The sequence below is a fragment of the Pseudomonas sp. PONIH3 genome (assembly GCF_002934345.1).
In the GTDB taxonomy this organism is placed as follows: Bacteria; Pseudomonadota; Gammaproteobacteria; order Pseudomonadales; family Pseudomonadaceae; genus Aquipseudomonas; species Aquipseudomonas soli.
The window spans coordinates 1992719-2014250 of record NZ_CP026386.1 but is presented as its reverse complement, the minus strand read 5'-3'; the positions used below and the strand labels follow the sequence as shown (position 1 = coordinate 2014250).

Genomic DNA, 21532 nt, shown 5'->3' with positions numbered 1-21532 from the left:
TGGAACCCGAACCTGTCTGCCATGGCCCCTGCTGCCAAGGCAGGACGGTAAACGATGCTCATTACTCGTCGTCAAGCGCCTCGCGGTGCTGCTCCACGTGTGCTAGATCACGCTCCCAGGTGTCGAGAAAGTCAGTCCAATCCTGTAGATAGAAGCCGTCCTCAACTCTCGTAGCGGGGCCGAGCGCAACGGTGAATCGAGACTTCCAGGGTTCTGGGATATCTTGATCGCGGACGATCCAGCAACCCACTGGATGAGCTTCCCTGGGCAGCTCAGCAAGCTGCGCAAGGTCAAGAGGGCATTCGCTGAGTGATTCTTCACGATCAAGTCGCTCAAGCTCATCCAGTCGCTCCAAGATCGGGCGTGCGCTTCGGTCGCCAGGTATCAGGTCAGCCAGTTGCAACAGCGCCTTTCTTCTTTCTCTTTCTCGCAGCCAGATGTTGTTCATGAGCATTTCCAGTTGGAGTACAAATGTGCTCCTGGTGATAGAGGGATAAAGGTCAACGGCTAACCCTGCTTGACGCTACAAAACCAGGCTGCGTAATCCATGCGTATATCAGAGGGCGGTAGGGGAATATCCCACGACGCCCTGGCGAGCCCTCAGGGGTTTCAAAGCGATCGGTGAACCACGTGAAGAGAGGGACTCGGCGTCCCATTGTTGCACATGTCCCGGCCCTCTGGTGCGCCCCTGGGAACCAGCTATCGTTTCTATGGCATGGGCAGCAAACAGCCGAGCTTGAGCGGCGAACTTCATGAGATTTGACGCGATGAGCCTGGGGTTAGTGATAGCCATTAATTGGCATTTTCCATATTTGTCAATCCAGCTGCACGTAAACTATAAATTCGGCTGGATACATCACGCGTCCTTAATAATATAGGCCATGTGTAATTGAATGTGCTTGTCGGCGCACTCTAGATACAAACTCGCTGGTGATCTCGCTCGCACAGAGTCGGCTCCGAAGGCATCAATTACCCGGTTGCTGCTTCGAGAATGATCATTAATCCAGTTGTCATACATGGCTTTGTGCGCTGCGGAATATTTCAGCTCGTTATGGGCGTTCTCAGTGAAGCACGCGTTGATGATTGAATACTCGCCAGAGGTAAATCTCTCAAAAAGACTTGCAGGTACATTAATAAATTCTGCGGAGTTTGTTATGCGATCGAGATGGGCTTTGTCTAATGCTGGGTTGAATTGGAGTTGGTTGTGCGTGCGCTTTAAGAATATTGCAAAGTCGGAAGGTGAAAGGCCGAGGTCGATGTGCGCCCAGTAAGTAATTAATAGTGCGATTTTTTCGATAATGAGATGAAGTTCTTGATAGGATGTGTCCTGCAAGTCAGGAGTAATACCGTGTGCAACTTTATCCCTGATTCGCTTGATGAGCCTGAAGTCGTTATCGGTTAAGTTGATGACTTTAAGGATGCCTTCGTTTGTGCTGCTTCTCGCGAGTTCGTATTTCTCCAGGAATGTAAGGTCTCGCGATGCCACGAAAATCGTATCAATCAATAATTGAACTTCTTTGATCTGATCTTCGTTTAATGGCTTTGATAGTTGTTTTATTTTTTCCTTCAGTTTTGTTGCTTTCTTACTCTCAGTCTTTGTTGATTTGCAATTCGCGATAGTCGCAGAAGTGCTGACGTACTCGTCCAGCAGGCTAACATAGCCAAGGATTTTGAACTCCCAAAATCCCTCATAGCGCTGCATGCCTGCAAGACGAACCCATGTCGATTTTCGATAAGGGGAGGCGTAGAACCGCTCGAATATCGACTGCCAGTTATCATCCAGAAGGTCTCGTAGCGCCAAACAGCTTAGCCAGTAAGCTCCGCTTGAAAACCTACTGCCGATTTTTTTAAAGGATGGAAAGTAGATAGGCACGGGATAATTTGAGTTAAAGCTGCCCCACACACTTTCGATGGATACGGGAGTCGCAGTCAGTATGGATAATAAAGTCGATAGCTCGAATGCTTTATCTCTTATCTCCTCGATTGCAAACGTGCCGCTAGGTCGCTCAAATATAAAGCGGACGTGTTCATGTATTATATGGTTTTCACCGCGCCTTTCTAGGCTGCTGAATGTTTCGGTATTAAGGGTGAAGTCTTCTTCGTTTGTTTTGATTTTTACCGATAGCTGGGGTGTTGGATTTTTCCAGGTTAGACTCTCACCGAGCTTTCCATCTAGATATTGGCCATGCATGAACCAGTCTGAAATATCTGCGTATTTAACCTGGAGGCTGCCTGCTTTAGAGTTTATATCTCCGCATGCGATGTAGTTTGCATAGATCTGGCTATTTGCTATTTCGCAATTAAATAAGGTGAAGTGCTGCCTGTCTTTTGCTCTCGCCTTTAGAGTTGAAGGCGCTATGTGAGTGATCTTGTGATCATAGCTGTGCTCCAGTTGGATGCAGATTAGGCCTCCACCTCCAAAAGTTAGGCGCCCCTCGCCGAAGAGGCCGTGGTCATCGTGATAAACTTCGACATTGAATTCAAATTCGTGAGAGAAGTCTAGGGCTTGTATCATTGTTTAGTCCTTGTTTAAAAATCTCGATCGATCAACAGGTCAGTGTAATTATTGTATTTGATTAGGAGGGTGGAGGTTTAGATGCCTGCTTGATGCTGGAGAGTCAGAGATGGAGATTGAGAGACTTCGGCTCGTGGCAGGGAGCAGTCCCAGTCTATCAATGACTATCAGTGTGCGGCGATGGGGCTTCAGTCGCTCCAGCGCCACTGATGGCAGCGTTCAGTGTCCATAGGCGAGTGCGCGCGCCTTTGGCGTATCGCCAGCCTCGGGTGGAGTACATTTGTACTCTTCGTGCGCAGAGGCGCTGTGAGAGAGTTAGACGCAGCGATAGGGGGGCTGGCTTCATAGGTTGAAGACGCCAGGAGTCGCCGCCTAGTGTGCCGATCTGGCTGTAATAAAATAAGCTACAGTTTCGATTTCCTGACGTTGCACTGCATTATTCGCCGAAACTAAACTATAATTTACTTTTTGGGTGCATTGTCATGACGAATCTTGTGCAGCTCCGCACCGCCGCAGAATTCGGCGCCGCAGTTCGAAAAATACGAAAACAGCAGTCGATCATTCAAACAGACCTTGCCAGCATACTAGGCAAGAGTCATGTGCTGCTGAGAGACATCGAGACCGGCAAAGGCACCGTAGCTCTCGCAAGCGTGCTGCAGGTGCTGAACGAGCTTGGCATACGGATCTACGCGGATCTGCCAGAGTGACCAAGAACATTCAGACAGGCTGGTACAACAGCGTCATCGTGCATCGGTTTGGCTTGCGCGATTCGAGTGTCCAGTTCAGATGGACGCCTGATTGTGTTTTGCGGGATCGTGCATATCCTGCAGAATGGACGTCGTATCAACTGGATGGAAGCAACGATGGAAAAGCCCGTGATCTCTCTGGAGCGCCGTAACCTGGCTGAGCTTGAGGTCATTGAACGTCTGGCAGTGGCAATGGGGGGTGAAGCGTTTGAGGCCGACGTGCGACGTTTATCCGACCTTCACACCGTGGATTCTGACTCAGCCATCCAAGCTATCAACCGCCTCACTCATCCTTCTTTAATTGGGATGAGCGACACACCCTTTCAAATCTTCCAACGGTTAAGTGACGATCTGATCATCCGAGCGCCTGCGTTGCTCCAGCGCCCGAGTTTTCGGTACCGGAATGGCGATAACACAGCAGTCCCGTATGAGCTTTGGCTGGCCATCGTACGACATGCCCGTGAGTATTTTGATCCGGCGGGATTGGATGCAGATTTTTTGGCCGCGAGACAACGGGAGGGGCTTTCGAACAGGGAGGCCTTCGATGCCCTTATTGCCTCGAAACGCCGTAAATGATCGCAGCGAGCGATAGGTACCAGTGACAACCGTCATGTAGTCGTCCCGCTTCCCCTTACGGCTGAGTAGGTTGGTCAGAAGAAGTTGCCTGGCAGGTAGTTTCTAGCGCGCTCTGATGGTATGTGACGGTGTTCACTGCTTCCCATTATCCTCCTGGGACAGCCTCTGACACCGAAGTGGTCGCTCAAGTGAGAGGTGGGCAATGATGCTGCTGAAGCATCCTGGCCTCACCTCTGCGAGTCGTTCTCTCTTCATTCAGATCGGTGGCATAGCGCGAGCAGATCGGTGGCACAACGTGAGCGCAATGGTGGGTTTGTCAGGAAGGGGAATGTCATCCTGCGACGCCCATAGCGGCATTTTAATTCCCCCTGATATGGCCCTAGGTAGTACGGGATATGCTGTTATGAGGCTTAACCGTCCCGACCATCATGGTCAAGATTGTCATAATAGTTCCGTTCGAACTGGGTCATGTTCGCGCGAACTTTTTCATATTCGCGCTTCGAGCTCCGTTCCATCTCGCTACGAATATTGTCCGAAAACTGAACGTCCGTTTTGAGGCAAAGGAACAACGCCTCGTACGGCGCCAGGTCATTTCCATACGCTGCAATGAAGAAGAGGGGCTCGTTTTTCCGGATCCGCTGGGAGATTTTCATGTTGCCCCGTTGCCGGCTATGCCGACTGAGACGCCCCCTCACCCCTGAGCTCAATGATTCAGAGATGCCCACGTAATAAGGCTTAAAGTTGTCAGGCCAGTTGCGCCCCAAGTAGTCGTTATCACCGAATCCTGGGGTGACCGAGAGATTGAGGTTGTAGCGGCCACCGATGATATATACGCCCTTCTGACGGAACGCAGTGTGGTAGGCAGTCAATGGCTGAGGGGGTGTCCAAGTAATCATCTTAATCCTTTACTCATGATATGAAACGGAAGGCTTTTACAGAAAACTCTTAGAGCCAGAGCCAGAGCCAGAGCCAGAGCCAGAGCCAGAGCCAGAGCCAGAGCCAGAGCCAGAGCCAGAGCCAGAGCCAGAGCCAGAGCCAAACCTAGGGCTTTTCATTCTCGAGCCCCATTGAGAAAGACCTGCTCAATCATTGTGGGAAGCGTGGCACGAGCGATGCGCCCACGACGTTCGGCGTCAACCAATCCGAAGACTAGGCTTGCAAAGATCTCTGTCAACGCGGGAGAAGAGATATCAATGCGAAATATCCCCTCTTTCTGTCCGCGCAAGAAGAATGCATCCAGGGCATCTCCGTAGGGAAGCCATCGGCCTACACACAGTTCGTCCAGATTGACTCAGCGCCCTACGAGGCTGCCCTTGCTCGTGCAGAAGGCGAACTTGCGAAAGCAGATGCTCAGCTCGCTTTTTTCATTGAGAAATTCACTAATAACAAGCTGTTGAAAGAGTTTTTCCAAGAGGCTCTTACAATGACCATACACTGTGCGTGCATTTCTTTTTAAACCCTATGAGCCTTGCGGGTAAAGCTTGGGTGTAAGTTTTTCAAGGACTTATGTGATGTAACCGGTTTCACTCCTCACCTTCGGTTGTGCGGTTTCTTTCTTGTGTGGCGGCGTGCCCAGGGCTTAAGGACGCTTCATTGACATCTGTTAATGGCCAATTAAACTGACCCACCTCTGGCCAACAATTTTGACCCACCCATAGTGGCATTGGCCACCGACCATGTAGCGTCACCCGCCTTATGCACAGGCCGGGGACAGATCATTGAAGGAGTGGGTTGTGATTCACAAGATCAAGGGGTTGTATGACCAGGGCCGAGGCCTGTCGGTCCGTGCCATCAGTCGTGAGCTGGGGATTTCCCGGAACACCGTACGCAAGTATCTCCACCTGGATGAGATGCAGATCAGCGCTACCATTGCTGACCCTTCACGCACCAAGGTGCTCGACGAGCACCGCGATTATCTGATTAATCAGTTGGGTCAGTTTCCAGCCCTGAGCGCAGTCAAGCTGGCCCGTCGCCTGAGGGAGCGCACCACCGAGCTGGCGGTGTCAGACCGGAGCATTCGCCGCTATGTGCAAGCGCTCAAGCAGCAGGTTGCCAGTGGCCAGTTGCGCTATTACGAGCCGGTCGTTGAGTCAGTGCCTGGCGTGCAGTGTCAGGTCGACCCCGGTGAGCTGCGAGGCGTCATGATTGGCGGCCTGGAGCGTGTCGTTCATTTTGTGGTGTTTGTGCTGTCCTGTTCACGGCTGATGTATGTCGGTCTGAACTTCCGGCCGCTGGATACCGAACGGTTTATCCAGATGCACGACGAGGCCTTCCGCTACTTCGGCGGCGTCACCGAGGAGTGCATCTACGATCAGACCAAGATGGTGGTGATCAACGAGCAGTACCGTGAGCTGACGCTGAACCAGCGCTTCCACCAGTATGCGACTACCGTCGGGTACCGCATCCATGCCTGCGAGGGCTATGACCCGGAGAGCAAGGGCAAGGTGGAGGCCGGGGTCAAGTACGTCAAGCGTGACTGCTTCTACGGCGAGCACTTCCAGGACGAGGCCGCCGTCCGACAGCACCTGAATGATTGGCTCGAGACTGTCGCCAACGCACGCGTGCACGGCACGACGGGGCAGCATCCAAGAGCGCATTTCGAGGCACTGGAGCGTAGTCAGCTCAAGCCCTATCTCGTCCCGCAGAACCTGCTGCACGTGGCGCCGACAAGGGAGACCCGCAAGGTCGACAAGACCGGCTTGATCTCATGGCAGGCCAACAAGTACTCGGTACCCATGGCCTGGCAGCAAGCCCGTGTCGGTGTCAGCGCACAGGACAACCAGTTGCTGATCCATGACCTGGAGAGCGGTGAACTCATAGCCACCCATGACCTGTGCAAGGCCAAGGGCCGGATGATCAAGAACAACAACCATTACCGAGACCATGCCCAGCGCATTACCGACCTGGAGCGCGGCATCGACTCGATCCTGCCCGATGCCCTTGGGGCAACCCTGTGCCAACTGCTCAAGCGTACTTCGCCGCGTATCTACAAGGATCAGCTGGTTGCTGCACGCGACCTGCTCATGGCCCATGCGCCGGTTGATACGGCGTTGCTCGGCGAGTTGTGCGAGCGCAGTGAACTGACCGCCACCGGGCTCAAGCGCTACCTCGAAGCATGGCAGCAAGCCAAGGCGCGGGGCCGGATCATCGGCGACCATGACTATGCGCCAGAGGCCGGTAGCCAGGTTAGTCACGCCGACCTGAACGCTTATGCCCGCATTGGCCAGTCGACTGGCCACGGGGTGACCCAATGAGCCTGCTCGACAGCACTATCGCGCAGTACCGAAGCCTGCGCCTCAGCGCGACCGCGGGTGAGCTGGCCACCCTGCTGGCCAGAGCCGAAGCCAATGAACTGTCCTACCTGAGCTTCGCCCAGTCACTGGTCGAGCATGAGCTTAACGCCCGCTCCAGTAGCCGCGTAAGCCGCAACCTCAAGCAGGCGCAGTTCCCCTCGGAGAAGCATCTGGAGGCCTTCGATTACCGGCACCAGACCACCATCACCAAGCGCCAGGTCAGCACCTTGCTGGACTTCAGCTTTATCGACAACCGCGACAACCTGGTGTTCATCGGACCACCGGGTGTGGGCAAGACCCACTTGGCCATTGGGATTGGCCACAAGGCGGTTCAGGCGGGCTACAAGGTGCTGTTCCGCACGGCTCTGGCGTTGGTCGAGGATCTGGAGCTGGCGGAAATGAAGGGCGAGCTGAAGAAGCGCCTTAATCAGCTGAGCAAATACGACGTGCTGATCATCGATGAGCTGGGCTACCTGCCGATGACGCGCCAAGCCCGGTACAACCTGTTCCAGTTAATCAACAACCTGTACGAGTACCGCTCGGTCATCCTGACCACCAACAAGGACTTCACCAGCTGGGGCGAGTTCTTCCATGACGACAACGTGGCCGTGCCCATCATCGACCGCGTGATCCACCATTCACACATCTTTATGCTGGGAGGTGAGAGCTATCGTTTGAAGCAGAAAACCGGCGGTTAGCGGTGAGCAAGTGGGTCAATTCTATTGGCCAAAAGTGGGTCAAAATTAATGGCCATTGACAACATCATCGTCACTTTTGACGATGATGGGTGAATGAGATATCCAGGCGGGAAAGGCAAGTGCTATCAGCGCTTGATCAACCTGATGCCTCCGCATCAGACCTACATCGAGTCGCACTTGGGCGCGGGCGCTGTCCTGCGTCACAAGAAACCTGCGGCCCGTAGTATTGGCGTGGACGTCGACCCCGCCGTCCATCGTGCCTGGGCGGGTCATTCAGTTGAAGGCCTTGAACTCGTTCAGGGTGATGCTTCGGGCTACCTACGCAGTTTCAACTACGACGGTACCGAGCTCATCTATGCTGATCCTCCGTATCTTGCTCAGACGCGGCGTCGCTCCAAGATTTACCGGTTCGAGTATGACCAAGCCCAGCACGAGCAATTGCTGTTCACGCTGAGCAGGGTGCCGTGCAATGTGATGATCTCCGGATACGACAGTGCCCTCTACAACGAAGCGCTCCAAGGATGGAGGAAGGTAACGTTTATGGCCAAGACGCATACGGATGTTAGGGAGGAATGCGTCTGGATGAACTACGCTGCCCCTGACGAGCTTCACGACAGCCGTTATCTGGGTGATACCTTCCGCGAGCGGCAGACCATTGCCCGGCGCCAATCCCGGCTTCGCGATCGTGTAGCGGCGATGGATCCCGTAGAACGCAGCGATTTTCTGCACTGGATCACGCAGACATACGGCTCCGCAAAGGAGGCTCGGTGATGCAAAACGGAGTGGTGTTCGTAGACTCCAAGCTCTATAGTCGCGACTTCCCGGATGCCATGAGCGAAGTGCTTCCTGGGGTTTCATGGGGATTGATCGAGGCCTTCCCCACTCCGGCGTACTGGGCTTACCAAGTCTGGGCCAACGAGCAAGAGTCTGAACCGCTCAACTACAAATTGGGTGAGACCTTGGCCGAAGAAGTCGGTGCATGCCTGCTGGGCGGTCATGGCATCCCGGCAAACGTAGGCCTCGCGGCGTTCGCCCACCTGAGAAACCTCGGCGCCTTTGAGGCCGATGTTCCCAGTGAAGAGCAGTTGCAAGCGTGGCTCTCCATTCCGCTCACCATCGGTACCCGCACCGTGCGCTATCGCTTTGCCAGGCAAAAGGCACGTTACCTCCATGCGGCACTGGCTGCCCTGGCTCTAGGGGGCGTCCCTCTTCATTCTGGGCGTGCTCTGCGGGACTGGTTGCTGGAGCTGCCAGGGATCGGCTACAAGACTGCCTCTTGGGTTGCGCGCAACTGGCTGGATGCCGACGACGTTGCTATCCTGGACATCCATATACTGCGCGCCGGGGCCCTGGCAGGTTTTTTCTCCCCTGGACTTACCGTAGAGCGCCACTACCTGCAGCTCGAAGCAGAGTTTCTGGCGCTGAGCCAAGCGCTCGACGTTCGTGCCTCTAAGCTCGACGCGCTGATGTGGTACCAGATGATGTCCGCTTCGACGGTGGTTCACTCGCTATTGAACCAGGCCGGTCTAAAGGCTGCCTAGTGCTACGTGGCCGGCCCACCGACCAGCGCAACGCCCACGCCCGTTAGCACGCCGGAAGGGGCAATTCGGCTGGCCCAAGGTTCTCCCGTGATGCCCAGCGGACAGAACGCATAGCCCAACGCGTCAGCAATCACTGCCATGATCGCCAGGAGTGCTCCGGCGTCTCGCCAGATCAGGCTCTCACCATTCGCATATTTCGCACCTGTCTTCCCGGCTTCTGCCACCAGAAGCAAGCGTGTGGCCTGCTCGGAAGGTAGGGTCATATGGCACTGCGCGACCAATTCTGCGAGGGCCTCGCCGGATTCCGGTAGTTCGACAAGGCCGTGACGGCGACTGTCATAGCGACGCCAATTCAACGAGCCTGGCAGGTGAACCAGGATATGGATGGGGTGTATAGCGCCGGCAGAGGGCACTGGTCGCAGTTCAAGGTCGAAGCCGTAGTTCGACTCGGCAATGCCCTGAGTTCGCGCACAGCGCCACAGTAACTGGCTCAGTTGCCGTTCATCCAGCGCACTGAAGCTGCGCCGGGTGCGCCTGTGGTCGAGGAGGTCAAGGATGCCTTTGTCGCCGACATGCTCCACCTCGGGCAGCGAATGGAAGTCGCCCTCGGGCCAGGTGAAAGGCAGATAGTGCCCCGGCGAAGCTCTTACCGTTGGGCTACTGAGGTTGATCCTGTCCATGTTCGAGCTCGTGCCAGACCTCAAAGTACTTGAAGCAGCCTCGGCAGTTCCCGCAAGGCACGTTGGATTTGTGGCAGCTGTGGGCCCAAGCCAACATGGAAGAGGGAACCCCAGCAGTCTTCACCAGCTCGGTGGTGCTCAGTCCGATAGCAGGCGCTTCAATGCTCATCTCACCCTCTTGGATGACCATCAACTGATTGATGGCAGCCACAAACTCTGGGGTGCCGTCGCGGTGCGATCCATCGGATTTCACGGTGCCTAGGTAGAGCTTGTTTACGCCCAGGCCAATTGCTTTCATCGCCGCCAGCGTGACGAGCATCTGGTTGCGGTAGGGCCACCAATCACTGGCAGGTGCGTGAGCATCTGCTTTGCCTCCGGCCATATCACCGGAGCCGACGGAGCGGCAGTCGATCGAGACGACGTGATGCTCAATGTCCAGCTGCTTGCAGACGGTGCTGGAGGCGGAAATCTCAGCCTCTGCGGCCAGTTGTCCATAATTTAAGGTGATACCGATCTCGGGACGTAACCACCACGCCAATGCGAGCGAGTCCATGCCACCTGAGAGGAGAAGAGCCCGCTTCATAGTTCTGCTGCCTTCCAGGCGGTTTGGTAAATGGCTGTCACGAAATCGTCCGTAATGGTGCAGCCTGAGCCGGCCATCATTTTTTGATCTTCCTCCGACTCATTTTCCACGTACATGATGACGGGCTTCTTGAGTGCTCGTGCGTAGCCAATCTCGTAGATCGTGCCCGCGTCGAGGCCGTCACCGATCGCAAGCATCAGGTCGCATGCGTGAATGGCTTCAATATCCTTGTGCACGACATCCTCTGCCGGCCCATGGCCCACGTCGTGTACCGGGGAGAATACGTTCAGCCCCATCTCCAGAAGCTGGCCGCGCGCTTCTTCAACGAGCCAAAGCTGGGACAGCGAGAAGAAGGGGCCTGCCAGATATACCAGGGGCGCTCTGCCGCCCCTCGACTTTTTAGGCATGCTGGCTGCACTTGGGGTGTAAGTGCTGAGTCCGGCTTTTGAAGCGAAGCCCTGCGATTCACAATAGAAGGCGGTAGCACGTGATGCGAGTGTCGCCGCTTCCAGTGGAGTCAGCGTCTCCTCAAGCCAGAAATACGCAAAGGTAGCGACGAACACGTCACCTGAGCCCACCTTCCAGACCTTTGGCGTCACGAAAGAGGGGATGGTGTGGATGCGATCGTCATGGAACAGGAGCGCACCGGCTGGGCCCATCTTGATGATGACGATTTCGGCATGCTGGGACTTGGATAAGGCGCGCGCCAGATCAGCTGTGCTTAAGGTGCTGCTGCCATGCAGCGCCTGCGCCTCACTTCTGTTCAGGATGAGTGCCAACCGTTCAGCTTTGGAGCCATTCTCATGGAACGGCGCTGGGTTGCTTGAACTTTGAGGGTCGTAAACCGCCTGGTAAGCATTGACGATGCAGTCACCCTCCAGAAAGCCGAAGCGCACGACATTCCTAGCCGTGACTTGCAGGCTTTGCTGGCTCTTCGGGATAGGGTCAATTGTAGGCTTTGACAATCCGTGGGTGTAGCGGAATTGCAGACTGCGATCAATGGGATGGGGTTCCAGAGAGAACCCCTCCAACGCCGCTCTCAGGCGAAGCACCGACCCCGCCGTGTTGTCTGTATAGGTCGCGAGGCTGACCGTCCCTCCCAGGCGCGCGATCGCCGTAGCGGCTCGCCCGCCCGAGCCAAACAGCTCCTGCCACGTGGGGCACATGCACTGCTCGTAATAAACACCACCGGCTATGTTGATCATCAGGTCACTCCTGCTTGACCGGTGAGATCTTGAGCGCCACTTGCCCGCCAATTTTGGCCGTGACAAGAGCTACGTAGTTCGTGCCGTTCTGGATGCAGGTGATCAGCCGGATCGCTTTCGGGGACGCAATGCCGCCTGCAACATGACCATTCCAGACGGCAAGCGCTGAAAGCTCACTGCCTGCAAGGCCCACTGTCATCTGGAGGATGTCGCCGACGGTGATCTGCTCAACGACTTCGGGCTTCGGAGACGCCAGGTGAGTCTGTAGGTAGAGCCTGTCACAGGCCGTCTCGGTGGGAGCTCCCGCTGTGTAGTCCCTGAATAGCTTGCCGTCTGAACCTGACATTACGTTCCCCAATATCCATATGTGAACCTACGCAGCGCTAGCTTGCCTGCAAACCAAGAGCTGTTGACAGCGGTTTGACTGATGCTAGAGTGCCAGCACTCTAACCCTGCCAGATCCAATTTGCCAATAGGTAACCGGGGCGGTTGAAGATCCGTAGGGCTCATGCATGCCAAGTTAAGCGTTTAAGCTGGCCTGGCTCAGTTCGTGCTAACACAGGGTAGTGTTTGTCGATGTCGAAAATCCTCGATTTTGAGATTAAGAACTACAAGGGCATTGTCAGTACGAGCATAGAGCTCTCAGGGCGAAGCGACACGCCGATCGTTATGCTCATTGGATTGAACGAGAGTGGTAAGACGACCATTCTTGAAGCGATTTCGCAATTTGTGAGCAGTGACCAATCGGTTTCGAGCCTTTATACATTCAGCCCCGAGAACAACGAAGAATTTACCTTCATTCCTGCCAGCCAGAAGGGCTCATTCAAGGGCACGGTTTCCGTAGCCGCCACGGTGAAGCTGGACGACACCGAAGTGTTGGCGATCAAGCAACTTGTTGAGCTTGCAGGACTTGAGGTTGATGTCGAAGCTCTACGCAAGAAGTTTCGAATTGCTAAAGAGATCAGCTTCGCTAATGACCCAAAAGGTGAGAGCTCGGGTAGCCTGGGGTTGGAGTTTAACGTCAGGATGCCAGGGGCATTAAGCTTTGAGCCTTATGCGCAGCCGGATGATCCACAACAGAATCTTTGGGAACTCATCGCCGAATTGGTGGTGGAGGGCGTTCCCACAGTTGCGTATTTCCCGACGTTCCTGATTAACGTGCCTGAAGAAATTGAGCTGGCACCGTTTGCGGGAGAGAGCTATGAGCAGAGGCATTATCGAGAGATCGTAGAGAAGATCTTTGCCTACGCTGAGCATGACGTAGACGAGCATATCAACAAGCGCATCGCCCAGTATCGCGAAAGAAATGGGCCTCAATGGCTCGATACGTTCTATCGAAGCCATGAAAAAGGGCAGATCGATGCCGTCTTTAAAAAAGTTTCTCAAGCGCTGACCACCGAGGTGATTGGTGGTTGGCGGCGGGTCTTTTCGCGCGAGACGACCGCCAAGCGGGTTGAATTGCAGTGGTCTGTCACGGGCGCTGACCGACCTACTGCCATGGTGTCTTTTGCTGTCAGCAATGGCGATTCTGACTACAAGATCAGTGAACGCTCAATCGGGTTCAGGTGGTTCTTCACGTTCTTGCTGTTGACGCGCTTCAAGCTGGAGAGCAGTAAGCGCAAAACGATTTATGTATTCGACGAGCCTGCGGCCAACCTGCACGCTCGGGCCCAGGTAGAGTTGCTGACGTTCTTCGAAAAAATGATCGAGAACGGCGACAAAATTATCTACTCTACTCACAGTCATCATATGGTAGATCCGAGGTGGCTAGCTGGAGCGTACATTGTAGAGAATCGTGCCGCGAAGCATGACGATGCGGACGGGTATGACCTTGAGTTCTTGCCAGCTAAAATTGCCGCTATCAAATACAAGCAATTTTTAGACAGGGCGGTTGCAGGAGCTGAGTGCAACACGGTCATTGAATTGAAACTGGAGCATCATGCCGCATAGCCATGGCCTTCTGCATCACCTCGCCCATAACTTCGATTGGGCATTTGAAGTCGAAGCGCTTACGCGGACGCATGTTCAGTTGCAGTGCGATGGCATTCAGTTCTTCCTGGCTGTGTACCGACAGGTCTGTGCCTTTGGGCAGGTACTGGCGGATCAGGCCATTGATGTTTTCGTTGCTACCGCGCTGCCAAGGGCTGTGCGGGTCGCAGAAGTAGATCGCCACGCCGGTTCTTTGGGTGATCTCGGCGTGTCGCGCCATCTCCCGGCCCTGGTCGTAAGTCATGCTCTTTCGCATCTCCAGCGGCATGCCATTGAGCGCGGCGCTGAAGCCTTCCAGCGCCGAAGTCGCCGTCGCGTCGTTCATCTTTACCAGCATCAGGTAGCCACTGGTGCGTTCCACCAGCGTACCGACGGACGAGGCGTTGGCCTTACCCTTGATGAGGTCGCCTTCCCAATGCCCCGGCATCTGCCTGTCTTCAATCTCCGGCGGGCGCACATGAATACTGACCATCTCGGGGATCTGGCCGCGCCGATCCACACCACCAGAGCGCGGTCGGCGTGTCGTCTTGCTTTGCCGCAGGCAGATGATCAGCTCCTTGCGCAGTTCACCGACCGGCAGGGCATAGATCGCGTTATAGATCGTCTCGCGACAGACGTAGGCATCTCTGAGGCTGGGAATGTTCATGCTGCGCAGCTTGCCGGCAATCTGCTCGGGAGACAAACGCTCACGGAGCATATGCGCCACCAACTCGAAGCGCTCACCACCCGGCAACAGCTTTCGCTTCGGTCGACACACCTGGCGGCGAGCCTGCATCTGCTGCTGGGCCGCGTGGGCCGAGTAGCCGCCACAGACATCTCGATTGCGGCGCAGCTCCCGGCTGATGGTCGAAGGGGATCGGTTGATCAAGCAGGCAATCCTACGCAGGCTGAAGCCTTGAGTACGACCGATTTGAATGGTGGCGCGCTCTTCAACGCTGAGTTCGGTATAAGACATAGTGGCAGCACCGTACCGGAAAGGTCAGGTGTTGCACTCAGTTTTTGCCGCCGCCCAGTTATCCAAGCCGAAGTCATCACTTTCAACCAGTCATTGAGAGGCTCCAGTACGTTGTGCCCCAGATTGTCGGCACCTCGCCCTGTGTCATTGTGGAAGGGATCTCGGACTACTACGCGTTAATGGCCGCCTCCACCAGTTGCGACTGCGCTTTGAATTTCAATATCGTCCCAGGCGTAGGCTCAACCTCCTCCGGCAATTTAATTAGCCTGCTGATGGGCCGAGGCGAGAAGTTTATCGTCCTGTTGGATGACGATAAAGCCGGGCGAGAGGCGCGCGATCGATATAGGGCAAAGTGGCTGCTGCCTGAGGACGTCGTCATCACGCTCGCAGACATCGATGCTTCCTACGCCACCATGGCCCTGGAAGCCCTCTTGGGGCCCGAAAGCTTTGAGTTGGCCCAGAGGAAGATGGGATTATCCAGTCCGCCGAAAAAAGACCAATATGGCTTGTTCTTGGCAGAGCACTATTACAAGGCGCAGACAGGCCTGGATATATTCTCACCGCAAGGCCTGGAGAACCTGCATGCCGTGCTTAGATTCCTGGCACAAAGGTTTGCGCAACAGTAGTGTGAAGAGGTAGGACATCTACGTTGCGTTCCGTAGACCGCGACGTAGGATGATCAGGGCCTCGGTGTGGCAGGTGTCGTCACGGAGGCCGCTTCAATGGCCGGTTCACCCTTCGGGTTGCCATTGATGGTGATTCCGACGTCGAATGTCTCTGCAAGGCCAGAGATCAAACGCTCCCGCGAGCTTTTGGAGAAGTCGTCACGGGTCACGCTGGAGGCGGCTCCAAACAGGAAGATAATCACGAGCAAGGTGGTCAGGGCGTTTCCCACGACGCCGCCTACACCCCCGAACAACAGGGCCTTGAGCCCATGGGAGAAACGCTCACCATAGGTCTCGGGCTTGTGCCGCTTGATGAACAACCACAGCTCTGCCTTGTAGTGCTTTTCCATCTCATCGAGCTTTTCCTGGACAGCTTGACCTAGGTACTCGTTGAAGAGGTTGTTGGCAGTGTCTTTGTACATGTCCACCGAAGGTAATTCAGCGCAATGCACGTGGTTGCGGACTTCCGCGTCGGTGGGCTGTCGGTTGTTTCGGGAGGCGAATTGCTGCAAGTACTGCTGCTTGCTCTGCTTGTACATGCAGTACGCCAGCTGCCCCACGATGTCATCTGGGTTATCGACGAGCTTTTCGTACATGACATTGTGCCCTCCTTGCGACGGATCATCGTCGAGAGAGGGGTGGGGCAGGAAGGGCTTGAGAGGCGGCTTTTGAGGGCCTTTCTTGCGCACTTTATCGAGAGGCCACACGCTTGGCCTTTGCGAACCGGGCGTTGATGGTGGCGGCGCTCTCTGTGCTGAGACCGCGCGCAAAGGCGCTCACAGCTTTATTGGCGCTGCGGCGTTTCAAGACTTTCGACACCAGGTCGTTTTTGCCCATGAGGCTTTTGAGGAAAGCAGTCATAAATCCTCCTGATTCACGAGGCCAGTATACACCATGCTATGACGGCGCACCAAAGGATCGGGTGGTTGTCTGCCGTTGGCCGTCGATTCGTTGGTCGCCCCAGATTAGGCGATGTCTCATCGGGGATCAATGCTTTGTGATCGGCTGGATCAGCTCGGCCCAATTTGGCCTTGCGAGCGGAGGATGAGGGTAACGAACTCTCGCAGATCCCGGAGTGGCCCTATGCCCCTGCGATCAAGGTGAAAACCCCTGATTCCCACTGCCAAAGGCCCGTCCCGGTCGCACTTCGGCGAATCGCCCACCATTACGACCCGAGGTGCTTCTTCCTCCAGCTTGCCAGGGATGACGCTGAGCTCATGGCATGCCTTCATATACTGAAAGGGATCCGGTTTGGTGACTCCAAGCTCGTAACTCAGGGCGAAGGCCGTGTGCTTGGGCATCAGGGCCTTTACTGCCGGCCCATAGGGGGCGGCCAGGTTGCTGCACACAGCAATCGCGATGCCGTGGCCCTGGAGTTCGCTAATCGCTTCCAGTGTTTCAGGGTAAAGTGCGATGGAGTCAATTTCGCGCGCCAACGCGGCCTCGATTTCAGCCATGCGTGCCGGCGACGTCCAAATGCCCAAGGTGTCTGCTGCCTCACGGAGGCTGATGTTGGCTTTCATCAGGTGGTGCAAATCGCTGGGCAGCGGGCGGCGACCTCGCATGGCACCTTCACGTAGCAATTGGCGATACGGGTGGGTGCGGGTGCCGATCCGCAAGGTCGTGCCGAAGGCGTCAAAGATGACGGCAGTGAATGCCATACGGCACTCCATAAACGTATGGCACAGATTTTTCGGAATTCTGCAACCCACGCGTCGCGTGCTCATCGGGGCTAAGGGAATAAAAAATCAGCAGATTTAAGGGAGAATTTGACTCGCTGAACGGATGGGTAGGGCACGGCTCTCAACCATGCTGAGGGTGGCTGCCAGATAGGGGGAGCGATGGCAATCTAATGCCGGAGCTCGCATGCCTGCCAAATCCTTGGTTACCGCTGCACACAGAAACGCCATACGATCACTTTGAATACGCGTTGAGCTGAATAGACGACGTTTATCTATGACGACGAAGCCTAGCAAATCTTGAGCCTTGAGTCATTGATCATCCCGACGATCCTGATCAAGTCAGAGTGTCTCAAAATCTGTTCTCAAAGGCCGCAAAACCTGTAGCGCTGACTACTGCCTCGACGATTGAGTTGGATGTTGCGGATCCAGTAGAGAGATAGTATTCGGAAGATATCTTTTTCGATTAATTCAAGTGTCAGCAAGGGCTGATTTTACACCGTTCAGAACTGGCACCAGGGTGTAAATGTACTTCTTGTCACTTTCAATGTCAGTGATGAATTCCTCAAAGTGATAACGTTTATTCACAAAAAAGTCATTGATGGTCTCAAGAAACTCCTGCATGTCTTTCTGCGTTTGTATTTTGGATGTTTCAGTTGACACTGCGGTGAGGATGCGAGCTCGCGTGTCCTCGCTCAGGTGTTGATAAAGTATTGATAGTTTATGAGATTTAAATCCTTCCTTGACCTCAAGGCGGCTATGATGGAACACCGCCACGTTCGGCGCGCCACTCAAATACTGCTCTTCTGTAATGACTGACTCGCCCTCAGCAGTCATTTCAATAAAGGCAGGCTCGAATATCCTTTCGACAAGCTGGGATTTAAAGTACAGCTCTAGTGCAAATGCACCATTAGTAAAGACTACATTCAACCTTGGGTCGCCATAGGGGTTTAATTGGTGGGACAAGGAGATTGCTACATCCCCAAAGGCTGAGGCACTTTCGATAATATCTTTCGGGTCAATCAAGATCGTGGATTCAAAGCCCGGATTTTCGCGCTGGCGTTTTTTGGGTTTAGGCATAGAGACGTTCCTTGATGACCTATTCGAAGATGCCATCCTAACGATATCAGTTCGTCAGTGTCGAGTTAGTCGTCTTGTCGCTGCAAACGATGTCTGACGACCTGGTCATGGGAGTACATGCGCAGTTGCAGTCCTCAAGTTATCGGTACAGAAATCGCGATCATTGGGGAGTAAGCAGTGGCAACCTGGGTAGCCCTCCCGATGTCCGGTCTGGCTTGATCTAGAGGGGGGGGCAATCGCCTGTATCACTCAATGTGCCTTCGCATGAGGCCTGGAAACACCGGCCAGCGCCGGACAAAAAAGGTGCCCAGGCCGTAAATTTGTGATGGAGTCGACATTTTTGAACGGTACTTGGATTTTTTTCCACTCCCCCTCTTGAAATTTTTTTGAGGCGAAGGAGTTCTATATTTGAGGACAAAAAAAATCTAACGGTGTTGGCCTCACGCCTGCGTCTGGATCAAACCACGGTGTATCAAGGCTGGTTTGGTTTTTGATCTTTGGCTTTTCAGCCCTTCCATGCCTTGCCGCCAGGCAAGGGGAGGGGCTGGCAGGGAGGTCGTCACTTCGGCCAAAGGCCGCTGCTTTTGCTTTGGTTACAAAACACAATGCTGTCGCCAACATTTTTTGGCCAGGATCAGTCTGCTCGCAATAATTCCCATGTCGGACAACGCATGAGAAGGGGAGGTCGACCAGGGGGCGGGGAGAGGCTCTGCTTATGCACAGCGGGTTTTCGCGGGCTTTTCGCGGGCTGCAAGCAGGGCAGCGAGAGGCTGCTGACCTCCGGCCTCTAAGGTTGACGCACGGGCATGTACACCGCAACACGATCCATCTTTAGCGTGATCCGCCAAAAGCCATCGCTCAGTTTCCCGTAGGATGTCGCTTCCGAAGCAGTCTAGCTTGCGGCTTTGGCCGGTTTACAGGCCGCTTCAATCCCGATTATAAACGTACCTCCCGTGAGGCCTGGCCCAAGACCAAATTACCTGGGGCGCGTTAGGGCTTCGCCATCATGTCAGGACGTCAGGGAATGCCCGCAAAGATTCAAGTCTCGGAAGCTTATTGCGTAGAGCTCGGTGAAGTCGTTTCCATCTCAGATGCACGCAGGGCCTACTTCTCGCAGTCTGAGCCCCGAGCGCGTTACACCTTTCAATGTTCCTACGCTGATTGCTTGGCCTTGGCCAAGCCTCCCACAATCACGGCGGTGAACTATGCAAGCCTGCCACAAGATACCTATCGGGCTGCGCATTTTCGCGACCCCGGTGTGGGGCATGTGCCTGGTTGCCACTGGCAGGGTGAGGAACCCGATGTAAGCGATCAAGGCCTGGGCGGAGAGGCTGCCCATAAGGATCGAGAAGCCAAACGCAAGCTCCATGATTTCATCAATGAGTTCGACCCCACCATCGTCAAGCCGAAGGATGGGAAAGGGGTGTCAGGGAGTGCTGGTTCAAATCCTGCCCAGGGTCGCGGGCAAGGCCGCAGTGGGGTTGCGAAAGGCAGTTCCTTCTCAACCAGAAACCGCACCAGCAGTTTCGAGCGGCTCGTCGAATACTATCGCAACGCGCACAAGGATCTTTCGAGCAACGAGTTCTTCGGCCTACAGCTGAAGGTCACGGGTGAAGGAGAGATGCCGCTTATCTCCTACTTTCCAAACATATCGAAAGCGGCACCCGGCTCACCCAATCGAGTTATCCATGGTGGGGCTCGGCTGGAGCCACGCAAGGGGAATGGGTTCATGTTTTGGTTCATCGATCGTGTCGATGGAAAGGGCGTTTACCTGAAGGTCACCAGTCAGGAGATGGATGCTTACCGGTTCCGAGGCTTCTTCAATGACATCCTCGCTCAAGATGACGCTGACTATTTCCGTGTGTTCGGTCTGGGGCGCCTTGTGCTTTCTGAGACCGGGAAAAGCTACAGGCTTGAGATCGATGACCTCAACCGCTTGACGATCTTTGCGGTCAAGAAAAAGCAGCCCGCCTAATTTTTGATGGGCGGGGGGCTTTGTCGCCGGCTGATACCCCGTGCGTTTGTGTCTGGCGGGTAGCATCGTGTCGGTGGGTTGTGGCATACAGACCATCGGCGCTTACCGTTGACCACCACTCATAAAAGGCCAGGAACGACATGGACGAAATCGAACGTCGGATAGCTGAGAGACACTTCAAGCTAGGCGAGGGGATTCTGCAGATCTATACCGAAGATCCAGATGGTGAGATGTATGACTCGCTTCTGCGCCAGGGTAGAGAAATTTGCGCCTCTCTGCCGGGCGATAAAGTGAGTCTGTGCTTCGTGGATGGGGTGAGGTGCCAAGCAGGTGCGGATTCAGAGCTCAAGACGGTGATGGTATGGAAGGGCATGCTTGATCTGGTAATCAAGCTGGCGTCTTTAGTGACCGTACATGCCCGCCCCATTCCGCCAGCCTACCAAGCCTCACCTTTGCCCTGGCGTCACGACGTCAAGGTCTGGCTCAAAGATGGCATTTTTGATTGGGAAAGCCCAGATTATTGGTGGTTGCGCGATCCTGAATACCGGGCAACCTTCGAAACATTCGCGTTCGCTATCTTCTGTTTCATTCTCCTGCACGAGGTCGGTCATTTTCATAACCTCCACGCGGTTCGCCGTGCGGAGCGAGGTGCACCACCGGAAGCCGAAGCGGCAGATGACCGGGAACGACTGGAGAAGCACGCGCGAGAGGTCATCGCCGATACCTATGCGATGCAGTTCCTGATGGATGAGCTTAAGAAGAGATTTTTTGCCGACGAGCCGCACTACCATCCACAGAAACACATTGAAATTACCGAAGCGTGCTTCACCTTCGCGCTCATTGCGGCATCGGCAACACTCTGGGGCTTCAGCGTTGTCATCCCCATGGATGAGTCGCACCAGAAAAACTCATATCCTGGGCATGCCTTCAGGCTTCGCACGATTCAGAGCACAGCACTGGAGCATCGTATAAATGGACTCGAACCCCACACAGCTCACCGCATCATTTCAACGGCGATGAAGCAGTGTGCCGAGATTATGTCAGTGCTCTCGGGCGGCGATTTCGTAACGTGGGATCAAACCCTTCAAAACCCGATTCATGGCGCTCACTACGAAAAAGTGTGTGAGGAAGTCAACAACTGGTCGAACCCTTTCTACGGCAGCAAAAACTGACTTGCGGTGATGGGTGGTGAGCGCCTGTGCCCGGTAGCTATCCGGGCACGCAGTGCTTGCCAACCCTGGTGAGTTCAGGCTTGCTGACCACTCAATCCGCAAATGGCGCATTTCGGGCTCTCAACTTCTCTCGTAGGCTCTCGACAGTCGGCATACGTCAACGAGCAAGGCGACGCTCCT

General features: G+C 54.8%; 22 protein-coding genes and 1 pseudogene. 10 read left to right on the top strand and 13 right to left on the bottom strand.

Annotated features, from left to right (window positions below; translation table 11 throughout):
- Positions 1–61: 61 nt before the first annotated feature.
- Entirely contained in the window at positions 62–448 is a 387-nt protein-coding gene (locus C3F42_RS29325; protein WP_158659551.1) for a hypothetical protein, read from the bottom strand.
- A 408-nt stretch (positions 449–856) separates the two neighbouring features.
- A complete protein-coding gene (locus C3F42_RS09120; protein WP_104444314.1) occupies positions 857–2515 on the bottom strand; it encodes a hypothetical protein in 1659 nt (552 codons plus the stop codon).
- Between the two features lie 482 nt (positions 2516–2997).
- Between C3F42_RS09120 and C3F42_RS09115 the strand changes: the two genes are divergently transcribed.
- Entirely contained in the window at positions 2998–3222 is a 225-nt protein-coding gene (locus C3F42_RS09115; RefSeq protein WP_104444313.1) for a helix-turn-helix domain-containing protein, read from the top strand.
- Positions 3223–3378: 156 nt separating this feature from the next.
- Complete coding sequence (locus C3F42_RS09110) at positions 3379–3837, top strand: hypothetical protein (protein ID WP_104444312.1); 459 nt, start codon at positions 3379–3381, stop codon at positions 3835–3837.
- Between the two features lie 410 nt (positions 3838–4247).
- Here C3F42_RS09110 and C3F42_RS09105 read toward each other — a convergent pair whose 3' ends face one another.
- Both C3F42_RS09105 and C3F42_RS29845 read right to left on the bottom strand, forming a co-directional pair.
- Entirely contained in the window at positions 4248–4733 is a 486-nt protein-coding gene (locus C3F42_RS09105) for a hypothetical protein (protein WP_104444311.1), read from the bottom strand.
- A gap of 155 nt (positions 4734–4888) precedes the next feature.
- Positions 4889–5122: pseudogene (locus tag C3F42_RS29845) on the bottom strand (transcriptional regulator); the annotation flags it as partial.
- A 448-nt stretch (positions 5123–5570) separates the two neighbouring features.
- On the opposite strand from C3F42_RS29845, the gene istA reads away from it, so the two are divergent.
- From istA to C3F42_RS09080, 4 genes are all read left to right on the top strand, one after another.
- Entirely contained in the window at positions 5571–7091 is a 1521-nt protein-coding gene (gene istA, locus C3F42_RS09095; protein WP_081273177.1) for an IS21 family transposase, read from the top strand.
- On the top strand, positions 7088–7828 hold the full coding sequence (gene istB / locus C3F42_RS09090) for an IS21-like element helper ATPase IstB (protein WP_064491510.1): 741 nt from the start codon (positions 7088–7090) through the stop codon (positions 7826–7828). Before istA ends, istB begins: the two co-directional genes overlap by 4 nt.
- A gap of 132 nt (positions 7829–7960) precedes the next feature.
- Positions 7961–8599, top strand: coding sequence for a DNA adenine methylase (locus tag C3F42_RS09085; RefSeq protein ID WP_256586283.1), 639 nt, complete (start codon positions 7961–7963; stop codon positions 8597–8599).
- Positions 8599–9369 carry an 8-oxoguanine DNA glycosylase gene (locus C3F42_RS09080; RefSeq protein ID WP_104444309.1) on the top strand — a complete coding sequence of 257 codons (771 nt, stop codon included), beginning with the start codon at positions 8599–8601 and terminating at the stop codon, positions 9367–9369. Before C3F42_RS09085 ends, C3F42_RS09080 begins: the two co-directional genes overlap by 1 nt.
- 2 nt (positions 9370–9371) lie before the next feature.
- Here the strand turns inward: C3F42_RS09080 and C3F42_RS09075 are convergent, their stop codons facing one another.
- The 4 genes from C3F42_RS09075 to C3F42_RS09060 are packed head-to-tail and all read right to left on the bottom strand — an operon-like array spanning position 9372 to position 12183.
- The gene (locus tag C3F42_RS09075; RefSeq protein ID WP_104444308.1) at positions 9372–10049 is read right to left on the bottom strand and encodes a hypothetical protein; all 678 of its coding nucleotides are present in this window, start codon (positions 10047–10049) and stop codon (positions 9372–9374) included.
- Positions 10027–10632, bottom strand: a complete 606-nt coding sequence (locus tag C3F42_RS09070; protein WP_104444307.1) for a 7-cyano-7-deazaguanine synthase — start codon at positions 10630–10632, stop codon at positions 10027–10029. Before C3F42_RS09070 ends, C3F42_RS09075 begins: the two co-directional genes overlap by 23 nt.
- A complete protein-coding gene (locus tag C3F42_RS09065) occupies positions 10629–11837 on the bottom strand; it encodes a PfkB family carbohydrate kinase (RefSeq protein ID WP_104444306.1) in 1209 nt (402 codons plus the stop codon). Before C3F42_RS09065 ends, C3F42_RS09070 begins: the two co-directional genes overlap by 4 nt.
- Positions 11838–11841: 4 nt before the next feature.
- Positions 11842–12183, bottom strand: a complete 342-nt coding sequence (locus C3F42_RS09060) for a hypothetical protein (RefSeq protein ID WP_256586282.1) — start codon at positions 12181–12183, stop codon at positions 11842–11844.
- Positions 12184–12413: 230 nt separating this feature from the next.
- Between C3F42_RS09060 and C3F42_RS09055 the strand changes: the two genes are divergently transcribed.
- Positions 12414–13787, top strand: a complete 1374-nt coding sequence (locus tag C3F42_RS09055) for an AAA family ATPase (RefSeq protein WP_104444304.1) — start codon at positions 12414–12416, stop codon at positions 13785–13787.
- On the opposite strand, the gene C3F42_RS09050 is transcribed toward C3F42_RS09055, so the two are convergent.
- Positions 13753–14781, bottom strand: a complete 1029-nt coding sequence (locus C3F42_RS09050) for an IS30 family transposase (protein ID WP_100774681.1) — start codon at positions 14779–14781, stop codon at positions 13753–13755. The genes C3F42_RS09055 and C3F42_RS09050 overlap by 35 nt on opposite strands.
- 113 nt (positions 14782–14894) lie before the next feature.
- On the opposite strand from C3F42_RS09050, the gene C3F42_RS09045 reads away from it, so the two are divergent.
- Positions 14895–15407, top strand: coding sequence for a toprim domain-containing protein (locus C3F42_RS09045; protein ID WP_104444303.1), 513 nt, complete (start codon positions 14895–14897; stop codon positions 15405–15407).
- A 53-nt stretch (positions 15408–15460) separates the two neighbouring features.
- Here the strand turns inward: C3F42_RS09045 and C3F42_RS09040 are convergent, their stop codons facing one another.
- From C3F42_RS09040 to C3F42_RS09030, 4 genes are all read right to left on the bottom strand, one after another.
- The gene (locus C3F42_RS09040; RefSeq protein ID WP_104444302.1) at positions 15461–16042 is read right to left on the bottom strand and encodes a hypothetical protein; all 582 of its coding nucleotides are present in this window, start codon (positions 16040–16042) and stop codon (positions 15461–15463) included.
- A 94-nt stretch (positions 16043–16136) separates the two neighbouring features.
- A complete protein-coding gene (locus C3F42_RS29610; protein ID WP_177410834.1) occupies positions 16137–16307 on the bottom strand; it encodes a hypothetical protein in 171 nt (56 codons plus the stop codon).
- A 149-nt stretch (positions 16308–16456) separates the two neighbouring features.
- Positions 16457–17107, bottom strand: coding sequence for an HAD family hydrolase (locus C3F42_RS09035; protein ID WP_104444301.1), 651 nt, complete (start codon positions 17105–17107; stop codon positions 16457–16459).
- A 489-nt stretch (positions 17108–17596) separates the two neighbouring features.
- Complete coding sequence (locus C3F42_RS09030) at positions 17597–18205, bottom strand: hypothetical protein (protein WP_104444300.1); 609 nt, start codon at positions 18203–18205, stop codon at positions 17597–17599.
- A 1024-nt stretch (positions 18206–19229) separates the two neighbouring features.
- Between C3F42_RS09030 and C3F42_RS09025 the strand changes: the two genes are divergently transcribed.
- Together C3F42_RS09025 and C3F42_RS09020 are read left to right on the top strand one after the other, a co-directional pair.
- Entirely contained in the window at positions 19230–20180 is a 951-nt protein-coding gene (locus C3F42_RS09025; protein ID WP_104444299.1) for an ATPase, read from the top strand.
- A gap of 140 nt (positions 20181–20320) precedes the next feature.
- Positions 20321–21352, top strand: coding sequence for a hypothetical protein (locus C3F42_RS09020; RefSeq protein ID WP_104444298.1), 1032 nt, complete (start codon positions 20321–20323; stop codon positions 21350–21352).
- Positions 21353–21532 lie beyond the last annotated feature (180 nt).

What these genes read in the sequence shown, in the direction of transcription:
- C3F42_RS29325 (WP_158659551.1), bottom strand. Translation starts at nt 448, where the DNA reads ATGAACAACATCTGGCTGCGAGAAAGAGAAAGAAGAAAGGCGCTGTTG.
- C3F42_RS09120 (WP_104444314.1), bottom strand. Translation starts at nt 2,515, where the DNA reads ATGATACAAGCCCTAGACTTCTCTCACGAATTTGAATTCAATGTCGAA.
- C3F42_RS09115 (WP_104444313.1), top strand. Translation starts at nt 2,998, where the DNA reads ATGACGAATCTTGTGCAGCTCCGCACCGCCGCAGAATTCGGCGCCGCA.
- C3F42_RS09110 (WP_104444312.1), top strand. Translation starts at nt 3,379, where the DNA reads ATGGAAAAGCCCGTGATCTCTCTGGAGCGCCGTAACCTGGCTGAGCTT.
- C3F42_RS09105 (WP_104444311.1), bottom strand. Translation starts at nt 4,733, where the DNA reads ATGATTACTTGGACACCCCCTCAGCCATTGACTGCCTACCACACTGCG.
- istB (WP_064491510.1), top strand. Translation starts at nt 7,088, where the DNA reads ATGAGCCTGCTCGACAGCACTATCGCGCAGTACCGAAGCCTGCGCCTC.
- C3F42_RS09080 (WP_104444309.1), top strand. Translation starts at nt 8,599, where the DNA reads ATGCAAAACGGAGTGGTGTTCGTAGACTCCAAGCTCTATAGTCGCGAC.
- C3F42_RS09075 (WP_104444308.1), bottom strand. Translation starts at nt 10,049, where the DNA reads ATGGACAGGATCAACCTCAGTAGCCCAACGGTAAGAGCTTCGCCGGGG.
- C3F42_RS09070 (WP_104444307.1), bottom strand. Translation starts at nt 10,632, where the DNA reads ATGAAGCGGGCTCTTCTCCTCTCAGGTGGCATGGACTCGCTCGCATTG.
- C3F42_RS09065 (WP_104444306.1), bottom strand. Translation starts at nt 11,837, where the DNA reads ATGATCAACATAGCCGGTGGTGTTTATTACGAGCAGTGCATGTGCCCC.
- C3F42_RS09060 (WP_256586282.1), bottom strand. Translation starts at nt 12,183, where the DNA reads ATGTCAGGTTCAGACGGCAAGCTATTCAGGGACTACACAGCGGGAGCT.
- C3F42_RS09055 (WP_104444304.1), top strand. Translation starts at nt 12,414, where the DNA reads ATGTCGAAAATCCTCGATTTTGAGATTAAGAACTACAAGGGCATTGTC.
- C3F42_RS09050 (WP_100774681.1), bottom strand. Translation starts at nt 14,781, where the DNA reads ATGTCTTATACCGAACTCAGCGTTGAAGAGCGCGCCACCATTCAAATC.
- C3F42_RS09040 (WP_104444302.1), bottom strand. Translation starts at nt 16,042, where the DNA reads ATGTACGAAAAGCTCGTCGATAACCCAGATGACATCGTGGGGCAGCTG.
- C3F42_RS29610 (WP_177410834.1), bottom strand. Translation starts at nt 16,307, where the DNA reads ATGACTGCTTTCCTCAAAAGCCTCATGGGCAAAAACGACCTGGTGTCG.
- C3F42_RS09035 (WP_104444301.1), bottom strand. Translation starts at nt 17,107, where the DNA reads ATGGCATTCACTGCCGTCATCTTTGACGCCTTCGGCACGACCTTGCGG.
- C3F42_RS09030 (WP_104444300.1), bottom strand. Translation starts at nt 18,205, where the DNA reads ATGCCTAAACCCAAAAAACGCCAGCGCGAAAATCCGGGCTTTGAATCC.
- C3F42_RS09025 (WP_104444299.1), top strand. Translation starts at nt 19,230, where the DNA reads ATGCCCGCAAAGATTCAAGTCTCGGAAGCTTATTGCGTAGAGCTCGGT.
- C3F42_RS09020 (WP_104444298.1), top strand. Translation starts at nt 20,321, where the DNA reads ATGGACGAAATCGAACGTCGGATAGCTGAGAGACACTTCAAGCTAGGC.